The organism is Thiomicrolovo sp. ZZH C-3 (genome assembly GCF_054862725.1).
In genome coordinates, this window is record NZ_JBTKXX010000003.1 from 171305 (window position 1) to 192098 (window position 20794).

Below are 20794 nucleotides of genomic sequence, written 5' to 3' on the forward strand. Positions count from 1 at the left end.
TCCGGCACGGCGCCGGTTTAGAGGTATTTGTGGAGGACCTGGGGGATCTCGATGGAGCCGTCTTCGTTTTGGAAGTTCTCCATGATGGCGACCATCGTGCGGCCGACGGCAAGCGAGGAACCGTTGAGGGTGTGGGCGAGGATATTCTTCTTGCCCTCTTTGTAGCGGATCTTCGCCCGGCGGGCCTGGAAGTCACGGGTGTTGGAGACGGAGCTGATCTCGCGGTAGGTGTTCTGCCCGGGCAGCCACACTTCGAGGTCGATCGTCTTTGCCGCGCCGAAACCGAGGTCGCCGGTACAGAGGGTGACGAGGCGGTGGGGGAGTTCGAGGGCCTTGAGCAGGTCGGAGGCACAGGCCACCATCTCGTCGAAGACGCGGTCGCTGTCGTCGGCCTTGGTGATGCTCACGAGCTCGACTTTGCGGAACTGGTGCTGGCGGATGATGCCGCGGGTGTCGCGTCCCGCAGAGCCCGCCTCTTTGCGGAAACAGGCCGTATGGCCCGTCATCTTGACCGGGAGGGCCTCTTCGGGGATGATCTCGTCCTGGAAGAGGTTCGTCAGCGGCACTTCCGCCGTCGGGACGAGGTAGAGGTCCTCCTCTTCGGTTTTATAGAGGTCCTCCGCGAACTTCGGCAACTGGCCGGTGCCTTCCAGCGCGCGGCTGTTGACGAGCTCGGGGACGCTCATCTCGGTAAAGCCGCGTTCGCGGTTGAAGTCGAGCATGAAGTTGATGAGGGCGCGTTCCAGGCGGGCGCCCATATCATTCATCACGGCAAAACGGCTGTGGGCGACCTTGACGCCGCGTTCGAAATCGATCCAGCCGTTGCTTTCCGCCAGCTCCCAGTGCTCTTTCGGCGTGAAGGCGAAGTCGCGCGGTTCAAGGACTCTGGCGATCTCGACGTTGTCGTCTTCATCCGCACCGTCGGGCACGTCGGCATCGGGCATGTTCGGGATCCCCATCGCGAGCGCATCCAGGGCCGCCTCCGCGTCGCGCTGCGCCTCCTGGAGCTCGCCGATACGGGCTTTGTTCGCATCGAGCTTCGCCTTCAGTTCGCTGATATCCTTGCCCTCTTTCTTGTACTGCGGAAAAAGACGGCTCATTTCGTTCTGGGCCGCCTGCACCTCTTCAAACGCCGCTTTGGCCGTTTTGAGAGCTTCGTTGCGCGCTTTGAGTTCGCCGATCAGCTCCGGGCTGACCTTTTTGCGCATCAGTGCGGCACTGACGTTTTCGAAATCTTTCTGAAGCAGTTTGAGGTCGATCATCTGGGTCCCTGGTAGGTGGATTGTCCGGGCAGAAGCGGGCTGCTGCCCGCTTTTTACCCTGAAAAAGTTGTGCAATTATAGCGAAACGGGCTACAATTACGGCATGAACGAATCGACCTATAAACAGAGGCGTGACCGCCTTTTGGCACAGATGGAAGAGGGTGCCGCCGTGCTTGGCACCGCGACACTGAAGACCCGCTCCAACGATACCGAATACCCCTACCGGCAAAACAGCGACTTTTTCTACCTGACAGGCTTTGAAGAGGATAACGCCGCGCTGGTACTGGTCCGTGGCAGGGATGCGAACAAGAGTATCCTCTTTGTCCAGCCGAAAGTCGAGGAGATGGAGCTGTGGACGGGCAAACGCACCGGCGTCGATGCGGCGAAGGCGCGGTTTGATGTGGACGAGGTCTATTCCGTCGAGGTGTTCGAGGAGAAGTTGCCCGAACTGCTGCAGAACCTGCCGCGGCTCTACGGCGATATTTTCGGGGAGGACTCCCGTTTCGCGAGCGCCCGGAGTGCCGCGGACAAACTGCGGCACAAGCGGGAGACGAAGCGCCCCGTGAGTCAGCTGATCGACGTCACGCAGATGGTGCGGCAGATGCGGCTGGTCAAGAGCGAAGCGGAGATCGCGACGATCCGCGCGGGGCTGGAGATCACGGCGGCGGCGCATCACCATGCCATGGCGGTCTGTACCCCCGGGATGATGGAGTACGCGCTGCAGGCGGAGTATGAGTACATGTTCACCAAGAACGGTGCCTACAGCGACGCCTATACGACTATCATCGCCGGTGGGGACCATGCCAACACCCTGCACTACATTAAAAATGATGCGCCGCTGCGCGACGGTGACCTCGTGCTGATCGACGCGGGGTGCGAATACCGCCACTACGCCACGGATATCACCCGTACCTTCCCCGTCAACGGCCGTTTCAGCGAGCCCCAGAGGGAGGTCTACGAGGCGGTCCTGGAGGTGCAGCTTGCTGTCATCGCCCAGATCGGGCCGGGGCTTCTTAAAAGCGAACTGCAGAAAAACGCCGAATGGATGCTCTGCGAGAAGATGGTCGCGCTGGGGATCCTGGAGGGGGAGGTGGATGCGCTGATCGAGGCGAAAGCGCACAAAAAATATTTCCCCCACGGCATCGGGCACTGGATGGGGATAGACGTCCATGACCAGGCACCGTACCATGACGAAGCGGGCAACGAGATCGCCCTGGCACCGGGAATGGTGCTCACCATTGAACCCGGGATCTACCTGCCGGCATCGGACACGGCACTGCCGGAGCAGTACCGCGGCATCGGGATCCGGATCGAGGACGATATCCTCGTGACGGAGAGCGGCTGCGAAAACCTCAGCGCCGCGGTGGCCAAATCGGTCGAGGCGATCGAGGCTTGCTGCGCTCAGAACGTGTAAAGGGTGTCGTAGACGGCCCCGGCGGGGGTCAGCGTGCTGCGCATCAGTTTTAACCCCCCTGCAATTTTTCCCGCAATGACCGTTTGAACGGTCGTCTTCTCTTTTTCAAAACAGTCCGTATCGATCTTTTTGTAGCGCATCAGGGTGACGTGGGGAGCGTAATGACGGTGGGGCGGCATCGCAAAAGCGCTACTGAGCAGCCGGTGGCCCTCCACCAGGGTGGGGTGCTCGCTCGCGGCATAGAGGATGCGGTTGTGGGAGAAACGCCCAATTCCTTTAATATAGGCATCGGCCATGGGGGGATTGCAGCGGCGGACGGTTTCGATGACCGTATCAGGAGTATAGCGGTCCCCCAGGAAAAGCAGTGTGGCGTGCAGGGAGGATTCCGGGCGCCACCGGCCCTGTATGCAGGGGGCCAAGGCGGCCTGGAGACCGGGATAGTCGTAAAGCGCCGCCGTCTGGGCGAGGAAGAGGCGCATTTACATCTTGATCATGTTTTTCAGCGTCGGGAGGATCTCCGGCTCCAGCCCCAGCTCGTCCATCAGCAGCCGTATGGAGGCGCTGTCATCTTTTTCCAGGGCCAGGGCCAGACCGAAGATCTTCCCGAGGCGGCCCGAATGCAGCAGCAGGGCATCTTCAATGTTGCCTTCGACGGGAAGCCCGGCGAGCGCCGCTTTGAGGGGGAGGCCCAGGACCGGTTCCATCAGGGAGATCAGGGCCATAAGGCGCGCACTGTCAAAGAGCTGCTCATCCTCGCTTTGCATGCAGCTGATGGTACAGTGCATGACGTCGATGCGCTGCTCCATCAGTTTGGAGAGGGGGCTCTTGTCCGACTGGATCGTCTGGCCGCTTTTGGCGAAGATGATCAGGGAGAGCCAGTGTTTGAGCCGCTCGGCACCCATCTTGACGATGATCTCTTCGATAGAACGGTTGGGATAGGGGTTTTTGAGGGAGAAGGCGTGCAGGTACTGCAGCAGCTGCATCGAGAGTTCGTTGTGGCTGCGCATCTCCTTGGCGATCTGCTCCATGGGAGTGCCGTCAAGCAGCATGTTGTAGATCTTGACGACCCCCATGTGCTTGGGGTCGACACGGTTGTACTCCATGAGGACCGGGGCGCCGCAGGCGAACCCCTGGAAATAGCGGAACCCTTTCTCTTTGTAGGCATCGAAGACCTCGTCGATCTCGATCCGCTCGGCGATGAGCTGTTTGCCCTTGAAGCGGTCAACGATCTCCGGTAGCAGGTCGTTATCGGTGGCACTGGCATCGATCTTGATGTAGTCGATGTAGGGGAGCAGCACGTCGTAGACACCGGTCAATCCCTGCTGCGTGTCGACGTTTTCAAGGGCAAAGCGGTAGCCGCTTTCATACAGTTTCTTGAGCACCTCCGCCTCCCGCGTTCCCAAATGTGCATCGGCGGGGAGCGAGAAGACAAAAGACATCGGCGGTACCGCCAGCATCAGGTCCGTCAGGAGGAGCGACGAATCGATGTTGATAAAGAGCAGGCGGTTTTCGGCGGCTTTTTTCAACCCGATCTGGTTGAGCAGCGCCACGAGCAGCGCCGCGGTCGCGGCCCGCGCGTTCTCGAAGCCGCTTTCGCCGAAGCTGTTGCGGTAGAAAAACTCATAACCGAAGGTATTCTTTTCTGCATCCACGATCGGCTGCCGTGCAAAAGTGTGTGTCGTTTTCATTCTCAAGAACTCCCGTTCGCTATTTGTTCCTGTTGGTAGTCTTAATCTTACCCCAAAAGAGAAGTTAATGTTCTTAAATGGGGTTCAGGCGACCCTACGTTAAGATTGCACAGCCTATTTACGAGAAACGGAAAGCCCCATGTCCCAACCCCAAACAATCTATCTAAACGATTATGAAGCCCCGGCATACCACATCCTGAGCACGGAACTGACGTTCGAAATTTTCGAAGAGCACACCATGGTGATCAACCGCATGCAGATCAAGCGCCGCGGCGACGCGCCGGTCCCGCTGCTCCTTGACGGCGATGATCTTAAGCTGCTCTGCGTCAAGGTCGACGACGTGAAGATCCCGGAAGATGCCTTTGAGCGGAGCGAAGAGGCGTTGACGATTTTCGACCCGGGCGCAGAGGCGACGGTCCAGGTGGTCACGAAGATCTACCCGGACCAGAATACGGCCCTGGAGGGGCTGTACCGCTCGGGGGGCATCTACTGTACCCAGTGCGAGCCCCACGGTTTCCGCCGCATCACCTACTTTATCGACCGTCCCGACAATATGAGCGTCTTCACCGTCAAGGTGATCGCGGAGGAGCAGAGCTGCCCGGTGCTGCTCAGTAACGGAAACCTGGAAGAGGAGGGGCGTTTCCCCGACGGGCGCCACTACGCGCTTTGGAAAGACCCCTTCCCGAAACCCTCCTACCTCTTCGCGCTGGTCGCGGGGGACCTGGGACACATCAGCGACACCTTTACGACGGCGGAAGGGAACCCGGTGGCATTGAACATCTACGTTGACAAGGGCAACGAGGCGCGCGCGGACCACGCCATGCGTTCGCTCAAGGCGTCGATGCGCTGGGACGAGGAGACCTACGGCCGCAGCTACGACCTCTCCGTTTATAATATCGTCGCCGTGGACAGCTTCAATATGGGGGCGATGGAGAACAAGGGACTCAATGTCTTTAACTCCCATTACGTCCTGGCGGATGAAGAGACGGCGACGGACAGCGACTTCCTGGGCATCGAGAGCGTCATCGCCCATGAATATTTCCATAACTGGACGGGGAACCGTATCACCTGCCGCGACTGGTTTCAGCTGACCCTCAAAGAGGGGCTAACGGTCTTCCGCGACCAGAGCTTCAGCGCCGACATGCAGTCCGAGGTCGTGCAGCGTATCCGGGACGTCGACATGCTGCGCGAGCGTCAGTTCCCCGAGGATGCGGGCCCGACGGCCCACCCCATCAAACCCGAACAGTACATCGAGATCAACAACTTCTATACGGCGACGGTCTATGAAAAAGGCGCCGAGGTGATCCGTATGCTTCATACGATCCTGGGGGAGAAGAACTGGCGTGCGGCCATGGACCTCTACTTTGAGACCTTCGACGGCCAGGCGGTGCGGACGGAGGATTTCCTCTGGGCGATGCAACAGCACAGCCCGATCGATCTGGGGCAGTTCGCGCGGTGGTACTCCCAGGAGCGCACCCCTTCGCTCTGCGCGGAGCACTCCTACGATGCGGCGTCGGGCCGGCTGACGCTGAAGCTGGAGCAGATCGTCCCCGACGCGGTGGACGGCCGGAAACAGCAGCCCTACTGCATGCCGCTGCGCCTCGCACTGCTCGGGCACGCCGGGGAGACGCTCCCGCTGCAGCTCGAGGGGGATACGTCGGGGCAGCCGCTGCTGGAACGGGGGATTCTGCTCATCACCCGCGATGAGGAGAGTTTCACCTTCAGCGGTCTGGCCTCCGAACCCGCGCTGTCACTCAACCGCCACTTCAGCGCCCCGGTAGTGATGGAGTACCCCCAGGAGGACGTGATGAACCTGATGCGCTATGACAGCGACGGGTTCGTCCGCTATGAAGCGGCCCAGTCCTTCGCACGTTCGACGCTCGAGGCGATGATGCGCGGGGAGGCGGTCAGCCCGCAGTTCCTGGAGAGCTTCCGGCATATTCTCGAGGATGAATCCCTCGATCTGCAGTTCAAGGCACAGCTGCTCTCCCTGCCGACGGTGACGATGCTGATGCAGACCCGGCAGACCGTCGACGTCCACGCGATCCTCGAAGCGTCCGACGCCCTGAAGCGCGAGATCGCCGTCGCCTGCGAAGCGCCGATGCGCCGCCTCTATGCGCAGCTGCACCGTCCGGCCCATGTCGGGCTCGAAGCGGAGAGCATCGGAGCGCGCGCCCTCAAAAACCGTCTGCTGGGTTACCTGATGGCACAGCAGGATTCTGAGAGTATCGACACCGCCCTGGCCCAGTACGGCGAGAGCCATACGATGACGGACCGCCTCAGTGCACTGCAGCTGCTGCACCACGGGGCACCGGAGGCGGCGGAGGCACCGATGCGTGATTTCTATACACGTTACAGCGCCGATATGCTGGTGATGACGAAGTACTTCAGCGTCATCGCCTCTTCCCCGCAGCCCGATACGCTCGTACAGGTGCGCACGGCCATGGAGGATGAGGTCTTTGACATCAAAGTACCGAACCTCGTGCGCTCACTGATCGGCAGTTTCGCCCGGAACCCGTACCATTTCCACGCGTATGACGGCAGCGGCTACGCCTTTGTCGCGGAGCAGATCATCGCACTCGATGCGATCAACCCGATGATCGCCGCGGGGCTGGCCGGCGCGTTCAAGACCTACAACCGGCTCAATACGCACAGCCGGGCGCAGATGCGCCAGGCGCTGGAAAAGGTACAGGCGCACCGGGGCATTTCGAAAAACGTGTTTGAGATCGTCGGAAAGATTCTGGCGGGCTGACCGGAGGCTGCCGCTCACCCCTCGTTTTGACGGATGAGATAGCGGAAGAGCTGCAGAATGCTCCGGAAAAGGAGCACGATCAGGTAGACCGGCAGCGCATAGAGGAGGGGATGGAAGTAATTCTCCCGTCCCAGCATCTGCGAAAAGCGCGCTGCCGGATCGCTGAGAAGGTCAGGGTGCAGAAGCAGTGAGAGTGTGATCAGAAGGAGCAGATAGATCGCGCCCTCTCTTATCACGTGTTTACGCATTGTCTACATCAGCCCCCGCATCATCAGATACCAGTACATCGGTTTGAGCATGTACAGGTCAAACGCCCACCACATCCAGCGCTGCTCACCGACGGCGAGCGGGAAGGAGGGGGCGGCACCGTCGTAATCGAACTCTGCCAGAATGATTTTACCATACTGCGTTTTGAGCGGGCAGACGGTGTAGCCGTCGAACTGCTCTTTCGGCGCCTTCGCTTCCATCTGCGCCAGGAGGTTTGCGACCATGATCGGACCGTGGTGGCGCGCACTTCCCCCCGTCTTGCCCAGCGGGATCCCGCAGACGTCTCCGATCCCGAAGACATTGGGATAGCGGCGGTGCTGCAGGGTATAGCGGTCCACTTCGAGCCACCCTTTGGCCGAACCCTTCTGCCACCCCAGCGGCGAGGAGGCGACGGCGTCCGGCGCGCTCATCGGCGGAACAATATGGATGAAGTCGTAGGGCATCTCCACGCGGTCGACCTTGGTGATCATATCGTACTCTTCGAGATCCTCGTCGTATTCGCCCTGGACCTCGTAGGTGTGTTCGAAGGTCGCGACTTTGCCGGCGGCATCGATGGCGACGAGGTTGTGGCCGAACTTGTTGGTGATATTGCCGTAGCGCGGCTGCACCTCTTCGACCAGCGTTTTGTTGACCTCCGGCACGCCGAAGAGGCTGCCGCTCGTTGTCGCAAAGGTGAACTCCGCGGTGAGCCCGTCGCGCTTGAGGAAGTCGTCGCTGAGGTAGAGGATCTTCTGCGGGGCGCCGCCGCATTTGATCGGCGTGCCCGGCTGGGTACAGATGACCTTGGGTGTTCCCGTCTTTGCCGCGGCTTTGAGGTCGTTGAACCACTCCCAGGTGATGGAACCGCCGTCGGCCGTACCCTTCTCCGCATCATTGAGGTAGACGCTGGAGATGCCGTTTTGGCCGATCATCTCCGCACTCAGCCCTTCGATCCATTCATAATGGTACTGCAGGCCCGTCGCGACGACGAGGTAGTCGTAGGCAACCTCTTCACCGGCACGGGTGATAACCCTGTTGTTGTCGGGGTCGAAGGTCTTGACCTCGTCCTTGATCCAGTTGACGTCTTCGGGGATGAACTCCCGGTTCTCTTTGACGATATCATCAAAGGTGTATTCGCCCGCGGCCATAAAGACCTGCCCCGGCTGGTAGAGGTGTTTTTCGTTCGGCGCGATCAGGGTGATATCGGGCTCGGAGAGGGCACGGTGCAGCCGCGCCATGGCCATGATACCGCCCGCACCCCCGCCGACGATGACGATCTTGCCCTTGGCATCGGAGGCGCGGGCTTCGCTGAAGCTACTGCTGCCGCTGCTGGCGAGGACGCCGGCGGCAATCGGGGAGATCCCCATCAGTTTGAGCGCCTCGCGGCGCGACAGCGAAGGCTGCTCCTGCTCTGCAGACGCATTACGCATTAATTCTTTAATGTCCATGGTTACCTTTCATATAGTGTGCGCCCGGTCATGCAGGACGTGGGCGCACTTTTTGTCTCTTTTTATCGTTTTTATTTTAGCCTTGAGGCATTAAAGATAATACAAAAACTTATTATTTTTATAAGTAGGAGTAAATTTGTGTATTATCTAAACATTCTGTCCCGCCCGGAAGGGAGGGTCCTGCGCGATCAGTAGCGGTAGGTGACGGCCAGCCGCAGGTCTGTCGCGGTGATGTCCGTTTTCACAGGGGCCACCCACCCGGCACAGTTGATATTGGGCGTATAGTCGTGCTGGACATAGGTGTAGCGGATCTGCGACGGCAGGTACTTGACGCCGAAGAGGTCGAAGTTCCAGTACGCTTCATAGGCGTTCCCGCGGACCGCGAGCTTGGAGCCTATGGCCGTATCTTCCGCCCAGTTCATCGGCGTCCAGTATTTTGAACCGTGGTTATACTCAAAGCCGAGCCTGCCGCTGTCGGTGAGCATATCCGGGAGGATGATCCCGGCCCAGACGGAGCTGCCGCTGCGGCTCCCGCCGTCGGCCGAGCCGAGGAGTGTGTAACCGTTGTCGGCGTCGTAGTGCGTATAGGCACCGGAGACGAAGAGGGTCGTCTCGTCCAGGAAATCGCTGATCTCCTCGCCGATACCGCTCACTTTCAGGCCGACGGCAAAGAGGTCGGCCGACCCGGATGCCGCCTTGGGGATGTTCCCGTCGAGTTTCATCCCTTTGGTATTGAAGATATGCGCCCACTGGTACATCACCTGGTACTGCCCGTCATCATAGGCATTCCCCGGCATGACGAAGAAGTCGACGCTGGTGTCTTCGAGCGTCGTGTTGACGTCACCGCCGCTCAGGGCGTAGGGCATACGTGCACCCGAGACGTCGCCGTAGACGTCCTGCATCTCTGCGCTGTGCGCACGGCCGTAGACGAACTTGGTATAGGCCCCGTCAACAAAACGGCTCCAGTCGAGACGCACCATGGCGCCGTTGACTTCCATATTGGTGATGTGCGCAAGCGGGGAACCGGGTGCATCTTCATGCTCACGGTAGTTGGCGAGGAAGCCGTTGGTGGAGGGGCGCCGGCCGACCGAGACGCTGACCGGCTGTCCGCCGAGTTCGTCGGAGTAGACAAAATAGGCCTCCTTGATACGCATGACGGTATCGGAGGCCTTGGAACTGGCCGCCCAGTCTTTGAGGGCGGGGTCGGTCACGTACAGATGGCTGCCCCAGGTGGAGTAGACGGCGAGTTTGCCCTGGAAGGTCAGCCCCTTCGTCGGTGCGGCCCCCATGGTGAGGTAGAGGCGGCTGGTGAGCAGCGAGGGGTTGGTCGCATAGGTGTCGGTGTCGTTGTTGCGGTAGTCGATAACGTCGACCGCGTTTCTGAAGTCGAGGCCGAACTTGACGTTGTCGTTGGCGCTCTGCGCATTGACCTGGCTCAGCTTCTTGTTGGTGCGCTTTTGCTGTTTCTCGAGTTTTTGCACTTTCTGCATCAGCGCGTCGATCTCCGCCTGCATCGATGCGTCATCGGCGGCAACCGCGCCGGCGAACAGGGTCAACACGGCCGTCGAAAGGAGGGTTTTTCGCATGGTAATCCTTTGGGGTATCGGTAATCGGTTGTAACGAAGAGGGGCCGAGAAGGCGTGGCCCCCCTAATGAAGCGGTGACGCGGTTAGCAAGAGGGGATGTTTCCGCTGTCGCTGGCGAAGTCGTGGACGAAGTCGTAGAGATGCTCTTCGAATTTGCTTTTGAACTTGTCGCTTTCAAAGAAGCTTTTGCCTTCGGGACACGCCTCCGTCATCATTTCGGCGAGGGTGCCGCTCTCTTTGGCCTCTTCCCACTCCATCTGCGTATGTTTCGCCGCGAAGACGGCCCCGGTCATCCCGCAGCTCTCTTTGAGCTTCTTCTGGTAGAGGCGCTGGCCTTTACCCGCATCCGCTGAAAGGGAGGTTGTGAGGAGGCCGAGGCCCAGCAGTGCGGAGGTTGTGAGTTTTCCAAAAGTTGTCATTTTTTTCCTTTGACGATGAAATTGATGAAAATGAATAGTACTATCGTCAAAATTAAAATAAGATAAAATTAGAATAATTATAATTAATGATTATTCTATTCATTTCTTCGTCATTTTCCTTAAAGATTAAATGTAAATTTATGAAACATGTTGGAGAATAAGTTAAGCAGAACTTATCAAAGTGATAATTTTGTGACTCCAGGGTCGTAGAATTGTCATGAATGTATTTTTTTGCACTAAAATCTTCGTGTGTTTATACGATGATATGAGAAGGAGTAAGCATGGCAAGATTAGTCGTACTCGGCGGCGGTGTTGCCGGCCATACGGCGGCAACATTCGCCGCAAAGTGGTTGGGTAAAGAGCATGAAGTCGTCGTTGTGACACCGAATTCTAAGTGGAACTGGATTCCGTCAAACATCTGGGTCGGCGTCGGCGAGATGACGAAAGAGGATGTCACGTTCGATCTGGCACCGGTCTACGCGAAAGCGGGTATCACCTACAAACAGGCGAAAGCGGTTTCGATCAATCCGGAGGGGGATGCGAATTCCGACAAGCCGTTCGTCACGATCGAATACACGGCGCAGGACAAAGCCGGTGAGAATGAAGATGTCACTTTTGACTATCTGATCAACGCTACGGGTCCGAAACTGAACTTCGGTGCGACTCCGGGGCTGGGCGAGGGCAGCGAGATCGGTGAAAATACCGTTTCCGTCTGTACCGCCGACCACGCCGTGCATGCGAGCGAAGAGCTGAACAAGGTCTTCGAAAAAGCGAAAGCGGGTGAAAAACAGAAGATTCTCGTCGGGACCGGTCACGGTATGTGTACCTGCCAGGGTGCCGCGTTCGAGTACATCTTCAACATCGAACACGAAGCGCGCAAGGCGGGCATCCGTGACAATGTCGAGATCAAGTGGATCTCCAACGAATCCTTCCTCGGTGACTTCGGTATGGGCGGTCTGCATATGAAAGTCGGCGGCTATGTCGTCAGCTCCCGTATCTTTACCGAGTCCCTTTTTGCCGAGCGCGGCGTCGATTATGTGATCGGTGCGCACGTCAACAAAGTCGAAAAAGGCAAAGTCGATTACGAACTGCTTGACGGTTCCACCGGCGAAGAGGATTTCGACTTCGCGATGCTGATCCCGCCGTTTGCGGGTGTCGGGCTCAAAGCCTACAACAAAGCGGGCGAAGAGATTACCGATACGGTCTTCGCGCCGAACGGCTTTATGAAAGTCGACGCGGACTACACGCCGAAACCGTACGAAGAGTGGAAAGCGAGCGACTGGCCGCGGACCTACCAGAACCCGACGTACAAGAACATGTTCGCCGCCGGTATCGCCTTCGCGCCGCCGCATATCATCTCCAAACCGATGAAATCGCCCAACGGCACGGTGATCAACCCGACACCGCCGCGGACGGGTATGCCTTCGGGTATCATGGGCAAGGCCGTCGCACACTCCGTCGTCGATCTGATGACGCGCGGCGAGAACGCGCACCTGCATGAAGCCTCCATGGCAGAAATGGGTGCGGCCTGTGTTGCTTCCGCCGGTAAAGGGTGGCTCAACGGCCAGGCGGCGGCGATGACCGTCTACCCGGTCGTTCCGGACTTCGATAAGTACCCGGGTACGGGCCGTGATACGGACTACACCTTCGGTGAGATCGGTCTGGCAGGACACTGGATCAAGCACATCCTGCACTACCTCTTTATCTACAAAGCGAAGCTCAAGCCGGGCTGGACGCTGATTCCGGAATAAGAAAGGAGAAAAAAGATGGCAAAAGCAGAAGAAGTCAATTTCGCGCTCAACGATAAGTTTAACACGGCGATGATTCCCGGCCGCTGGGCGAGAATGATGCGTACGTGTAAAATCTGGCAGTTCATCCGCTTCGTGATCATCAATATCAAGATGATCATCGTTGTCCGTAAAAGCCACTGATAACACCTGCGGCCTCCGGGCCGCACATAATCCTACCCCTTTTAAAAAGAACCTATCAATGATCCAACCTCTATTGAAATACCCCGACCCGAGGATACGTCTTATTTCCGGTAATGTCCGTTTTTTCAACGAGACCCTCAAAGACATTATCGCAGATATGACCGATACGATGGAGGCCGAAGGGCTGGAGGCCCTCTCCGGCATTCAGATCGGCATCCAGTACAACGTCATCGTGCTGAAGGAGGAGGGGAAATACACCCCCTACATCAATGCCCGTTTCCTCAAAGAGCAGGGGCGAGCGGCCGCGGTGGAGCGTTCGACCTATTACGACTTTACGGCGGAGGTGGAGCGCTACACCTCCCTCACCGTCATCTACGAGGATGAAACGGGGCAGATGCATTCGCGCGATGTCGAGGGGGCGCTGGCGCGGACCTTCCAGCACCAGCTCGATTACGCTTTCGGCAGCACCTTCGTCGATCGTGTCCCCAAGGCGGTCCGGCAGCAGATCGATGCCTACCTGGACCAGGGGCTTGTCAAAGAGAGCCGGATGCCCGGGCAGACGAGCGGCAGTTGCCCGACGGTCTTCGTGCGCGACTACATCAAGCGCGCCTACCGCTTGGTGATGCTGGGCGTGCTGCTCAGCTTCATCGCACCGTTCATGGCCGAAGCGGCAACGATGCAGACGGTCGCCTTGGCGGATATGGTCGCCCTCGGGCTGATCTTCGTACTGATCGTCGCCTATTTTTTCTATGCCGAGTACGAGGCGAAAAAATATAAGCAGTGCACCAGCTGCCAGACGGGCAACATCATCGGGACCTCTGCGATCGCCCTGGGGCAGCTGGCGCTGCTGGGCCTCGGCGTCGTCGCCTGGGTCACGCCCTGATCCAACCGTTTTCCCCGATGTGCTAAAATCAATTTTTTTAATCTGAATATCGCAGGAGGAGCGCATGCCGTCCGTTCCGCAGCTTCAGCGCGTCATTGACCGTTTCCGGGAGGCCAAGGCGACCATTTTACAGCGCTGGGTCTCCTATGAGGTAGCCGCCTCGGTGCTGCGGCGCCACGGGATCGAAACCGATTTTTTTATCCGCCAGTACGCTTCGGGGGTCTATGACTATTTCGAGGCGGTCATCCGCGGCGAGATGCAGATCGGTGACTGCCCGGTGATGGCGGAACTGCTCGAGTACCTCAAAGACAACGAGGTCACCTCCGACGAACTCTTTATGCTCTGCAGCCACTTCCGGCGCGCGATGGTGGATGTCTCCTACGAGCTTGGGGTGAATTCCCAGGAGGTCTACGACGAGATCAGCTATGTCTTCGACCTGAACTTCTCCGGGGTACTCAAGCGCTATACCGAGACGATCTACCAAAAAGAGCGGGAGATCGAGCGCAACGTCAAACTGCTCGAAGAGTACCGCCGCGCCATCGACGAGAGCGCCATCGTCGCCAAGACCGATGCGCTAGGAACGATCACCTATGCCAATGCGAAGCTGACCCGTATCTGCGGCTACAGCCAGGAGGAGCTGGTCGGCAGCCCCCATACGCTGCTCTACCACCCCGATATGCCGGGGAACTTTTTCGACCACCTCTCGGCGGCCATCAGCGACGAGGGGGTGTTCAAGGGGACGATCAAGGGGCAGGCGAAGGAGGGGCGTACCTTCTATATCGACACGACCGTCGTCCCCATCACCGATACCCACAGCGCCGTTACCGAGTATATGGCGATCAGCTACGAGGTGACCGATCTCGTCGTGGCCAAAGAGGAGGCGATCGCGGCGGGGGAGGCGAAGGAGTACTTCCTCTCCAACATGTCCCACGAGATCCGCACGCCGCTCAACGCCATCCTGGGCTTTGTCGCCCTGCTCAAGGACGAGGCGCAGACGGTTAAGGAACGCCGCTATCTCGACATCATTTACAGCAGCGGGGAGAACTTGCTGAGCATCATCAACGATATCCTCGACTTCTCCAAACTGCGCAGCGGCGAATTCACCGTCGAACCGGCCCCGTTCAACCTCCACAGCACGATCAGCCACACTTTGGAGCTCTTCGTCCCCAGCGTCAACCAGCAGCACCTGACCCTCACAAGCTTTATCGATCCGCGCATCCCCTACGAACTGATCGCCGACCCGCTGCGGATCCAGCAGGTGATCTCGAACCTGCTCAGCAACGCCATCAAGTTCACCCCGCCGGGGGGCGAGATCACCGTCGAGGCCTTCTATACCGAGGGACGGATCAGCATCAGCGTCATCGATACCGGTATCGGGATCGCGGCCAAGGATCAGCAGCATATTTTCGACCCCTTTTCCCAGGCAAGGAACGGGGAGCTGTCGGGTGCGGGGGGCACGGGCCTCGGCCTTTCTATCAGCGCCCAGCTCGTGCGCCATATGGAGGGGGAGATCTCCCTGCATTCACACCCGGGGATCGGGAGTACCTTTACCTTTACCCTCCCCGTGCGTGTGGGGGGTGAGACCCGCCCGCTCCTGACGGACCTGGAGTGTATCCGCAAGCACCGCCTTGCCCTGTTCTGCCCCGAACAGAAGTTCGATACGATGGCGGCCTCTTTGGTGCGCTATCTGCAGAGCTTCGGGGTGGAGATCAAAGCGGTCGACGCGTTGGATGGCAGTTACGACCTGCTCTTTTTCTCGGAGCACTGTGTCGAGGAAGTGCATCGCGACGCCCTCCTGTCGACGGCCTCGCCCAAGGTGGCACTGATGGATGCGCCCTATGACACCTATGAGAATATGGCCGGCGTGACGCCGCTCGTGATGCCCCTGTACTGCGCCAAGCTCCAGGAGGTGATCGAGACGGCATTGACGGGGGACACGGCGCCGGAACCGCACACAGACAGCCGCGGCGTACGGTTTGATGCGCACATCCTCGTCGCGGAGGACAACGAAGCGAACCAGGAGCTGATCGGCACGCTGCTGGGCAACCTCGGGGTGCGCTATGAGATCGTCAGCAACGGGGCGGAGGCGTTGAAGCGGATGCGGACGGAAGATTACGACCTTGTGTTGATGGATGAACAGATGCCCGTCATGAACGGACGCGATGCCGTGCAGGCGATGCGACATATCGAACACCGGGAGCGGCGGCCGCATCTGCCGGTCATCGCCCTGACGGCGAACGTGCTCGGGGGGATCGAACAGCGGCGCATCTATGACGATTTTCTCGGCAAGCCGATCCGGATGGCCACGCTGATCAGTTCGCTCGAACGCTTCATCCCCAGGGCGGAAGAGGCAGCCTCCGAAAGGGGCGTATCGGAAGCGGAAGTCCCGGAACACCGGGAACTGTGCAAAATCCTGCAGGTCAGCGAAGCGCAGCTGCAGATGCTGCTTGGCGTCTACCGTGACAAGATGCGTTCAAGTTTCGAGGCCCTGGAAGCGGCCATCGCCGCGCAGGACCTCAAACAGGTGACGCTCCTGGCCCATTCCATCAAGGGCTCCAGCAGCAATTTCCGCTTTGACGCTATGACCAAGCTGGCCGAAACCATGGAGTGGGAAGCGCGCGCGGGGAACAGTGCACTGGATTATCCGGGGATGCTCGGCGCGATGCGCAGCAGCTTCAACACCTTCATCGGGGAGGGGAGTTGATTCGTTTCGAAACATTTTCATTATTTGGTGAATTTTGTTTTATGTGACACTTCTATGATAACTTTGTAATAAAGTCCTTTTTCACTATAATTATTTTTAATGCATTTTTTGATGCGCATTATCGAGACTGTTTAAGGGTGGGGATGGAAAGTTACAAAGTCATGATCGTTGAAGACGATCCCGTTACAGCGATGAACCTGCAGATCGCGTTGGAAAACCAGGGGTATGAGGTCGCTGCTGCAGTAGACTCATCGATCCAGGCCCCCAACAAGATCAAGGTGTATGAGCCCGATATCGTCCTGGTCGATATCAGTCTGCAAGAGGATGCCGACGGCATCGAACTGGCGAAGTATATCCGTGAGAAGCATGCCCTTCCGTTCATCTACCTCACGGCCCACTCCGATGCGAACATCATCGACGAAGCAAAACAGACGGAACCCTACGGTTATATCGTCAAGCCTTTCGACCCGGAATCGCTGCATGCGACGATCCAGATGGCGATGTATAAATTCCATGTCGAAAAAGAGCGCGAAGAGAATATGGAAGGGCTTAAAAACGATAAGCTCAACCTCGAAAAACTGCTCTACAACAAGAAGCTCTCCGACAAACCGATCGTCCCGTTCGGCGACGATTACTATCTCGATATCAGCGTGTGCGAGACCTTCTACCAGGGCAAAAAGATCAAGCTGACCAAAAAAGAGAACGCTTTCATGCGCCTGCTGGTCGCCCAGCTGGGCCTTGTAGTCAGTTTCGATCAGGCGATCAACTATGTCTGGGAGGAGAAGGGGGCAACGGAGAACAGCGTGCGTACCCTGGTGTGGCGCCTGCGCAACAAACTGCCTACAGATATTATCCAGAACGCGTCGGGGATCGGGTACTATATCGAGGATTGAGGTCTAGAAGCGGGGCAGCGGTTCTTTAGAAGAACCACTGTGTCGTAACTTTGAAGCGTGTATCGGTGTAATCGCCGAGATCTTTCCCGTAGGTGTCTTCCTGGAAGACAAGCCCCACTTTGGTCGAGTTACCCCTGAGGTACCAGTTCACCCCTGCCATTTTAGACTCAAGCTCCCAGTCCCCTTTGCCGTCATACTTGTCCCAGTTTTCGTAGCGGACGAAGGGGGCGAGGTAATTGAGTGCCTCGATGACGTACTCCCCGGTGACGTACCAGCCGCTGGATTTGCCGGTTTCGGCCTCACCCCAGTTCTTGACGACGCCGTCGAACTGGAACCATTCCGCCTGGACAAAGGCCCCTTTGTAGTGTGCCGACATCTCGAGGTTGATCAGCTCGTGGTCGATGGTCTGGGATACATTGCTGTCGGCATACTCGATCCCGGGGCTGTTCCAGTACGAAGCACCGATCTCAAAGTGCTTGCCTTTGCCGAAGTAGGTCTCGGTCCGCTTCGTCTCTTCCCAGCCGTCAAAGGGTGAGAGGACGACCTTCCCGCCGTAGAAGAAGCTCTTCTGGTTGAAATCATCCCCGTCGAAGCTGCTGCCGCTTGCGTCTTTGAACTTGCCGGAGTAGACACCGTCACCGAAGGCGACTTCGTAATAGATCTTCTTCTTCCAGTCGCCGTACATTTTCGCATTGGTCCCCCGGCGGTTGTGGGTGATGTACTGCGCCGCTTCGTCGGCGACGTGCGGGCGGTCGTAGTGCAGGACGTAGGCGGATTTGACAGTCTCGGTACGCGAGACGTCGATCTTGCCGCGGTAGAGGCGGAAGTTCACCAGCGATGTCCCGAAGGGCTTGCTGATCTTGAGGTAGGCATCGCCGACGTTGAACTTCTGTTCGCCGTCGTCCTGGTAGTTGGCCTTGTCGTTGCGGATATCCATCGTGAACGAGACGTGCTTGCCGAAGCCTGCAGCGGCTTCAAAACGGGTACGGCGCAGATAGGCGTCCCAGTTGTTGGTATCGACATTGTCGGGATCAGCCGCTTCGGCCTCACTTGTGAAGTCACGCTGGTAGTTCTCAAAGGTTCCCTGGATACGGACCCCGAGTTTGAGCCACATGTCCGGATTGTCCGACGCCGTGAACTTCATGTTCGGCGCCGTCTCTTTGCCCAGCAGGAACGCCGGTGAATCGGCATTCTCTACCGTGGCACCCTTCACCGTACTCTTCTTTGCCTCTGCGGCATCAACAAACTCGCCCATCTTCACACGGTGTTCACCCGGCTGGGTAAAGACCTGTCCCGTTGTCGGATCGGTGTAGAGCGTCGTCGCGTCGGCGGAAGCGACGCTGCTCAGTGTCAGCGCAGCCATCACAGAGAGAACAATCTGTTTCATTGTTGTGGTTCCTCATTCATTAAATTGCGGGAATTGTAAGGCAGCTTGGTTACATAAAGATTACAAAGTTGTGTCATTCTGTAACCAAAGCGCGACGGTATCGTAACCATGATGCGGCATCTGTTCGGAAAAACCGTATCGGGTTCAGTATAGCATACGGAGATTTCCGGAAGCGACAGTGATAGGTGGTATTGAAAAAGAGGGAAATGGGTATCTAAAAAGTGTGATGAAAGAAGAGAGGGCGGCGCGGGGCCGCCGGAAAAGGAGGGGCGGAGCCCGGCGTTATTTGATGTTGGTCGTCCAGTATTCGCGGATCATCTGCTTCGTGCTCTCGGGCAGCGGGATGTAGCCGAGTTTTTTCGCACTGTCGTCCCCCTTTTTGAAGGCGTACTCAAAGAACGTCGTGACTTTCTTGTTCATGCCTGCCTTCTCTTTGGGCAGGAGAATGAAGGTTGCCGCAACGATGGGGTAGGAGGTGTCACCCGGCTGCAGGGCGAGCAGGGCATAGAAGTTGTCCTCTTTCGTCCAGCTGGCGTACTGTGCCGCCGCTTTGAAGTTTTCCTCACGGGCGGTGACCCATGTGCCGTTGGCCGTCTGCAGCGTCGCCGCGGCGAGGTGGTTCTTCTCTTTGTAGGCGCTTTCGATATAACCGATGGTGTAAGGGGTCTGCTTGAGGAGGTTGGAAACACCCTCGTTCCCTTTACCGCCCATACCGACAGCCCAGTCGATCGCCTTGCCGGCGCCGTAGTTGTTCGCCCAGTGCTCGGAGCTCTTCGTCAGGTAGTAGGTGAAGTTGTAGGTTGTGCCCGAACCGTCGGAACGGTGGACGACGATGATTTTCTGGTTCGGCAGGTTCAGCCCCTTATTCTCAGCGGCGATCGCCGGGTCGTTCCACATCGTGATCTTGCCGGCAAAGATGTCGGCGACAACGGTGTTGGAGAGCTTGAGCTGTTCGTCGGCGATGCCCGGGAGGTTGTAGGCGACGACGATGGCGCCGATGACGGCCGGGAACTGCAGCAGTTTGGCCTTGGTGAGCTCTTTGGATGTGAGGGGCTTGTCGGAAGCGCCGAAGTTGACGATACGGTTTGTGATCTGCTTGATCCCGCCGCCGGAACCGATGGACTGGTAGTTGACACGGCTGCGGGTCTCTTTGCCGTAGTTGAAGGCCCAGTCATAATAGAGGGGGGCGGGGAATGAAGCGCCGGCACCGCTGATCTTGTCGGCGGCTGCGGCGGAAGTCAGTGCAATCGATGCAAGGGTCAGGGCGGTTGCAATGCGTTTGAGCATAAACGATCCTTCGTATTTTGATGCCGGCATTGTAGAATTGCACGGTTACAAAATGATTACGCCTGCCAAAACGCCGACGGGCGATTGTAACCTTTGTGTTACCAAGCCCACGTATAATCGCGCCCAATAAATCACGGCCCCCGTCTCGCAGCGCTGCCGCTGCCGCGGGTACGAGTTGTGATACACTATATGAAAGTAAAGTAAGGATAAGCATGCTTCCACGCTACGAAACGAAGTTGCGCGAGATTCAGGGGATGGTCGCGGAGATCATCCATAAAGAGGTGACGGCGAACCAGATGGCCCTCGAGGCGTACAGCGCCAAGAACGTGGAAGGGTTCGAGGCGGCGACGGAAACGCTGAAGATGATCGAGAACGACGGCAATACCGTCGATAACGAGATTGTCAAGACCTTTGCGCTGTTCGGCCCGGAAGCCCAGGAACTGCGGGGGCTTGTGGCCTATCTGAAGATGACGAACGAACTGGTCCGCATCGCCGAAGGGACAAAAAAATACGCCCGCCGCATCCGTGAACTGATGCAGAGCGACTGCGACCTCGAGCCCTTCGACAACGCCATCGTACAGCTGCACAAGAGTGTCGTCAACGCCCTGACCTGTATCTTTAAATGTGTTTCGGCGATCGAGAACTGCGACGTCGAGGAGACCTACCGCAAGGTGATGGTCGAAGAGAGCAAGAACGACGATCTCTTCGCGATCCTGGAAAAGGATATCATGTCGCTGATCATTTCCGAACATGAGCTCTCCGCCGATTACGTCCGGATGCTCGGGACGCTGCGGAAACTTGAACGGGTCTGCGACCGTGCCGTCAATGTCGCCAACCTGCTGATGTTCGAACACAAAGGCGGAAAACTTCAGAGCTACTGACCAAGGAGAGAAG

The 20794-nt window shown here is 58.0% G+C and carries 17 protein-coding genes; 8 read left to right on the top strand and 9 right to left on the bottom strand.

The genetic code is table 11. From position 1 onward, the window contains the following. Positions 1-17: 17 nt before the first annotated feature. Positions 18-1262 carry a serine--tRNA ligase gene (gene serS / locus ACXWTF_RS10750; RefSeq protein ID WP_461714990.1) on the bottom strand — a complete coding sequence of 415 codons (1245 nt, stop codon included), beginning with the start codon at positions 1260-1262 and terminating at the stop codon, positions 18-20. Positions 1263-1365: 103 nt separating this feature from the next. Between serS and ACXWTF_RS10755 the strand changes: the two genes are divergently transcribed. Beyond that, on the top strand, positions 1366-2676 hold the full coding sequence (locus tag ACXWTF_RS10755) for an aminopeptidase P N-terminal domain-containing protein (RefSeq protein WP_461714991.1): 1311 nt from the start codon (positions 1366-1368) through the stop codon (positions 2674-2676). On the opposite strand, the gene ACXWTF_RS10760 is transcribed toward ACXWTF_RS10755, so the two are convergent. Both ACXWTF_RS10760 and ACXWTF_RS10765 read right to left on the bottom strand, forming a co-directional pair. Continuing rightward, on the bottom strand, positions 2664-3155 hold the full coding sequence (locus ACXWTF_RS10760) for a 2'-5' RNA ligase family protein (protein WP_461714992.1): 492 nt from the start codon (positions 3153-3155) through the stop codon (positions 2664-2666). The two genes, ACXWTF_RS10755 and ACXWTF_RS10760, sit on opposite strands and share 13 nt — an antisense overlap. After that, positions 3156-4364, bottom strand: coding sequence for an EAL and HDOD domain-containing protein (locus ACXWTF_RS10765; RefSeq protein WP_461714993.1), 1209 nt, complete (start codon positions 4362-4364; stop codon positions 3156-3158). A 139-nt stretch (positions 4365-4503) separates the two neighbouring features. On the opposite strand from ACXWTF_RS10765, the gene pepN reads away from it, so the two are divergent. Further along, positions 4504-7116 (top strand): aminopeptidase N, encoded by a 2613-nt coding sequence (gene pepN, locus ACXWTF_RS10770; protein ID WP_461714994.1) that lies wholly within the window; start codon positions 4504-4506, stop codon positions 7114-7116. Positions 7117-7130: 14 nt separating this feature from the next. Here the strand turns inward: pepN and ACXWTF_RS10775 are convergent, their stop codons facing one another. The 4 genes from ACXWTF_RS10775 to ACXWTF_RS10790 all read right to left on the bottom strand — a co-directional run bounded on the left by ACXWTF_RS10775 (position 7131) and on the right by ACXWTF_RS10790 (position 10815). Beyond that, positions 7131-7352 (bottom strand): hypothetical protein, encoded by a 222-nt coding sequence (locus ACXWTF_RS10775; RefSeq protein ID WP_461714995.1) that lies wholly within the window; start codon positions 7350-7352, stop codon positions 7131-7133. A gap of 15 nt (positions 7353-7367) precedes the next feature. Then, positions 7368-8792, bottom strand: coding sequence for an NAD(P)/FAD-dependent oxidoreductase (locus ACXWTF_RS10780; RefSeq protein ID WP_461714996.1), 1425 nt, complete (start codon positions 8790-8792; stop codon positions 7368-7370). 206 nt (positions 8793-8998) lie between these two features. Then, positions 8999-10396 (bottom strand): DUF3373 family protein, encoded by a 1398-nt coding sequence (locus ACXWTF_RS10785; RefSeq protein ID WP_461714997.1) that lies wholly within the window; start codon positions 10394-10396, stop codon positions 8999-9001. An 83-nt stretch (positions 10397-10479) separates the two neighbouring features. Beyond that, positions 10480-10815, bottom strand: coding sequence for a cytochrome C (locus ACXWTF_RS10790; RefSeq protein WP_461714998.1), 336 nt, complete (start codon positions 10813-10815; stop codon positions 10480-10482). 281 nt (positions 10816-11096) lie between these two features. Between ACXWTF_RS10790 and ACXWTF_RS10795 the strand changes: the two genes are divergently transcribed. The 5 genes from ACXWTF_RS10795 to ACXWTF_RS10815 all read left to right on the top strand — a co-directional run bounded on the left by ACXWTF_RS10795 (position 11097) and on the right by ACXWTF_RS10815 (position 17226). After that, on the top strand, positions 11097-12566 hold the full coding sequence (locus ACXWTF_RS10795) for an NAD(P)/FAD-dependent oxidoreductase (RefSeq protein WP_461714999.1): 1470 nt from the start codon (positions 11097-11099) through the stop codon (positions 12564-12566). Positions 12567-12581: 15 nt separating this feature from the next. After that, entirely contained in the window at positions 12582-12746 is a 165-nt protein-coding gene (locus ACXWTF_RS10800; protein WP_461715000.1) for a hypothetical protein, read from the top strand. Positions 12747-12804: 58 nt separating this feature from the next. Beyond that, positions 12805-13629: a peptide deformylase gene (locus ACXWTF_RS10805; protein ID WP_461715001.1), complete on the top strand. Its 825-nt coding sequence runs from the start codon at positions 12805-12807 to the stop codon at positions 13627-13629. 64 nt (positions 13630-13693) lie between these two features. Further along, complete coding sequence (locus tag ACXWTF_RS10810) at positions 13694-16333, top strand: hybrid sensor histidine kinase/response regulator (protein WP_461715002.1); 2640 nt, start codon at positions 13694-13696, stop codon at positions 16331-16333. A gap of 143 nt (positions 16334-16476) precedes the next feature. Continuing rightward, on the top strand, positions 16477-17226 hold the full coding sequence (locus ACXWTF_RS10815; protein ID WP_461715003.1) for a response regulator transcription factor: 750 nt from the start codon (positions 16477-16479) through the stop codon (positions 17224-17226). Between the two features lie 25 nt (positions 17227-17251). Here the strand turns inward: ACXWTF_RS10815 and ACXWTF_RS10820 are convergent, their stop codons facing one another. Next, positions 17252-18613, bottom strand: coding sequence for a hypothetical protein (locus tag ACXWTF_RS10820; protein WP_461715004.1), 1362 nt, complete (start codon positions 18611-18613; stop codon positions 17252-17254). Between the two features lie 282 nt (positions 18614-18895). Further along, positions 18896-19900 carry a phosphate ABC transporter substrate-binding protein PstS gene (gene pstS / locus ACXWTF_RS10825; protein WP_461715005.1) on the bottom strand — a complete coding sequence of 335 codons (1005 nt, stop codon included), beginning with the start codon at positions 19898-19900 and terminating at the stop codon, positions 18896-18898. 212 nt (positions 19901-20112) lie between these two features. On the opposite strand from pstS, the gene ACXWTF_RS10830 reads away from it, so the two are divergent. Beyond that, entirely contained in the window at positions 20113-20781 is a 669-nt protein-coding gene (locus tag ACXWTF_RS10830; protein ID WP_461715006.1) for a phosphate signaling complex PhoU family protein, read from the top strand. The last annotated feature ends 13 nt before the right edge of the window (positions 20782-20794 follow it).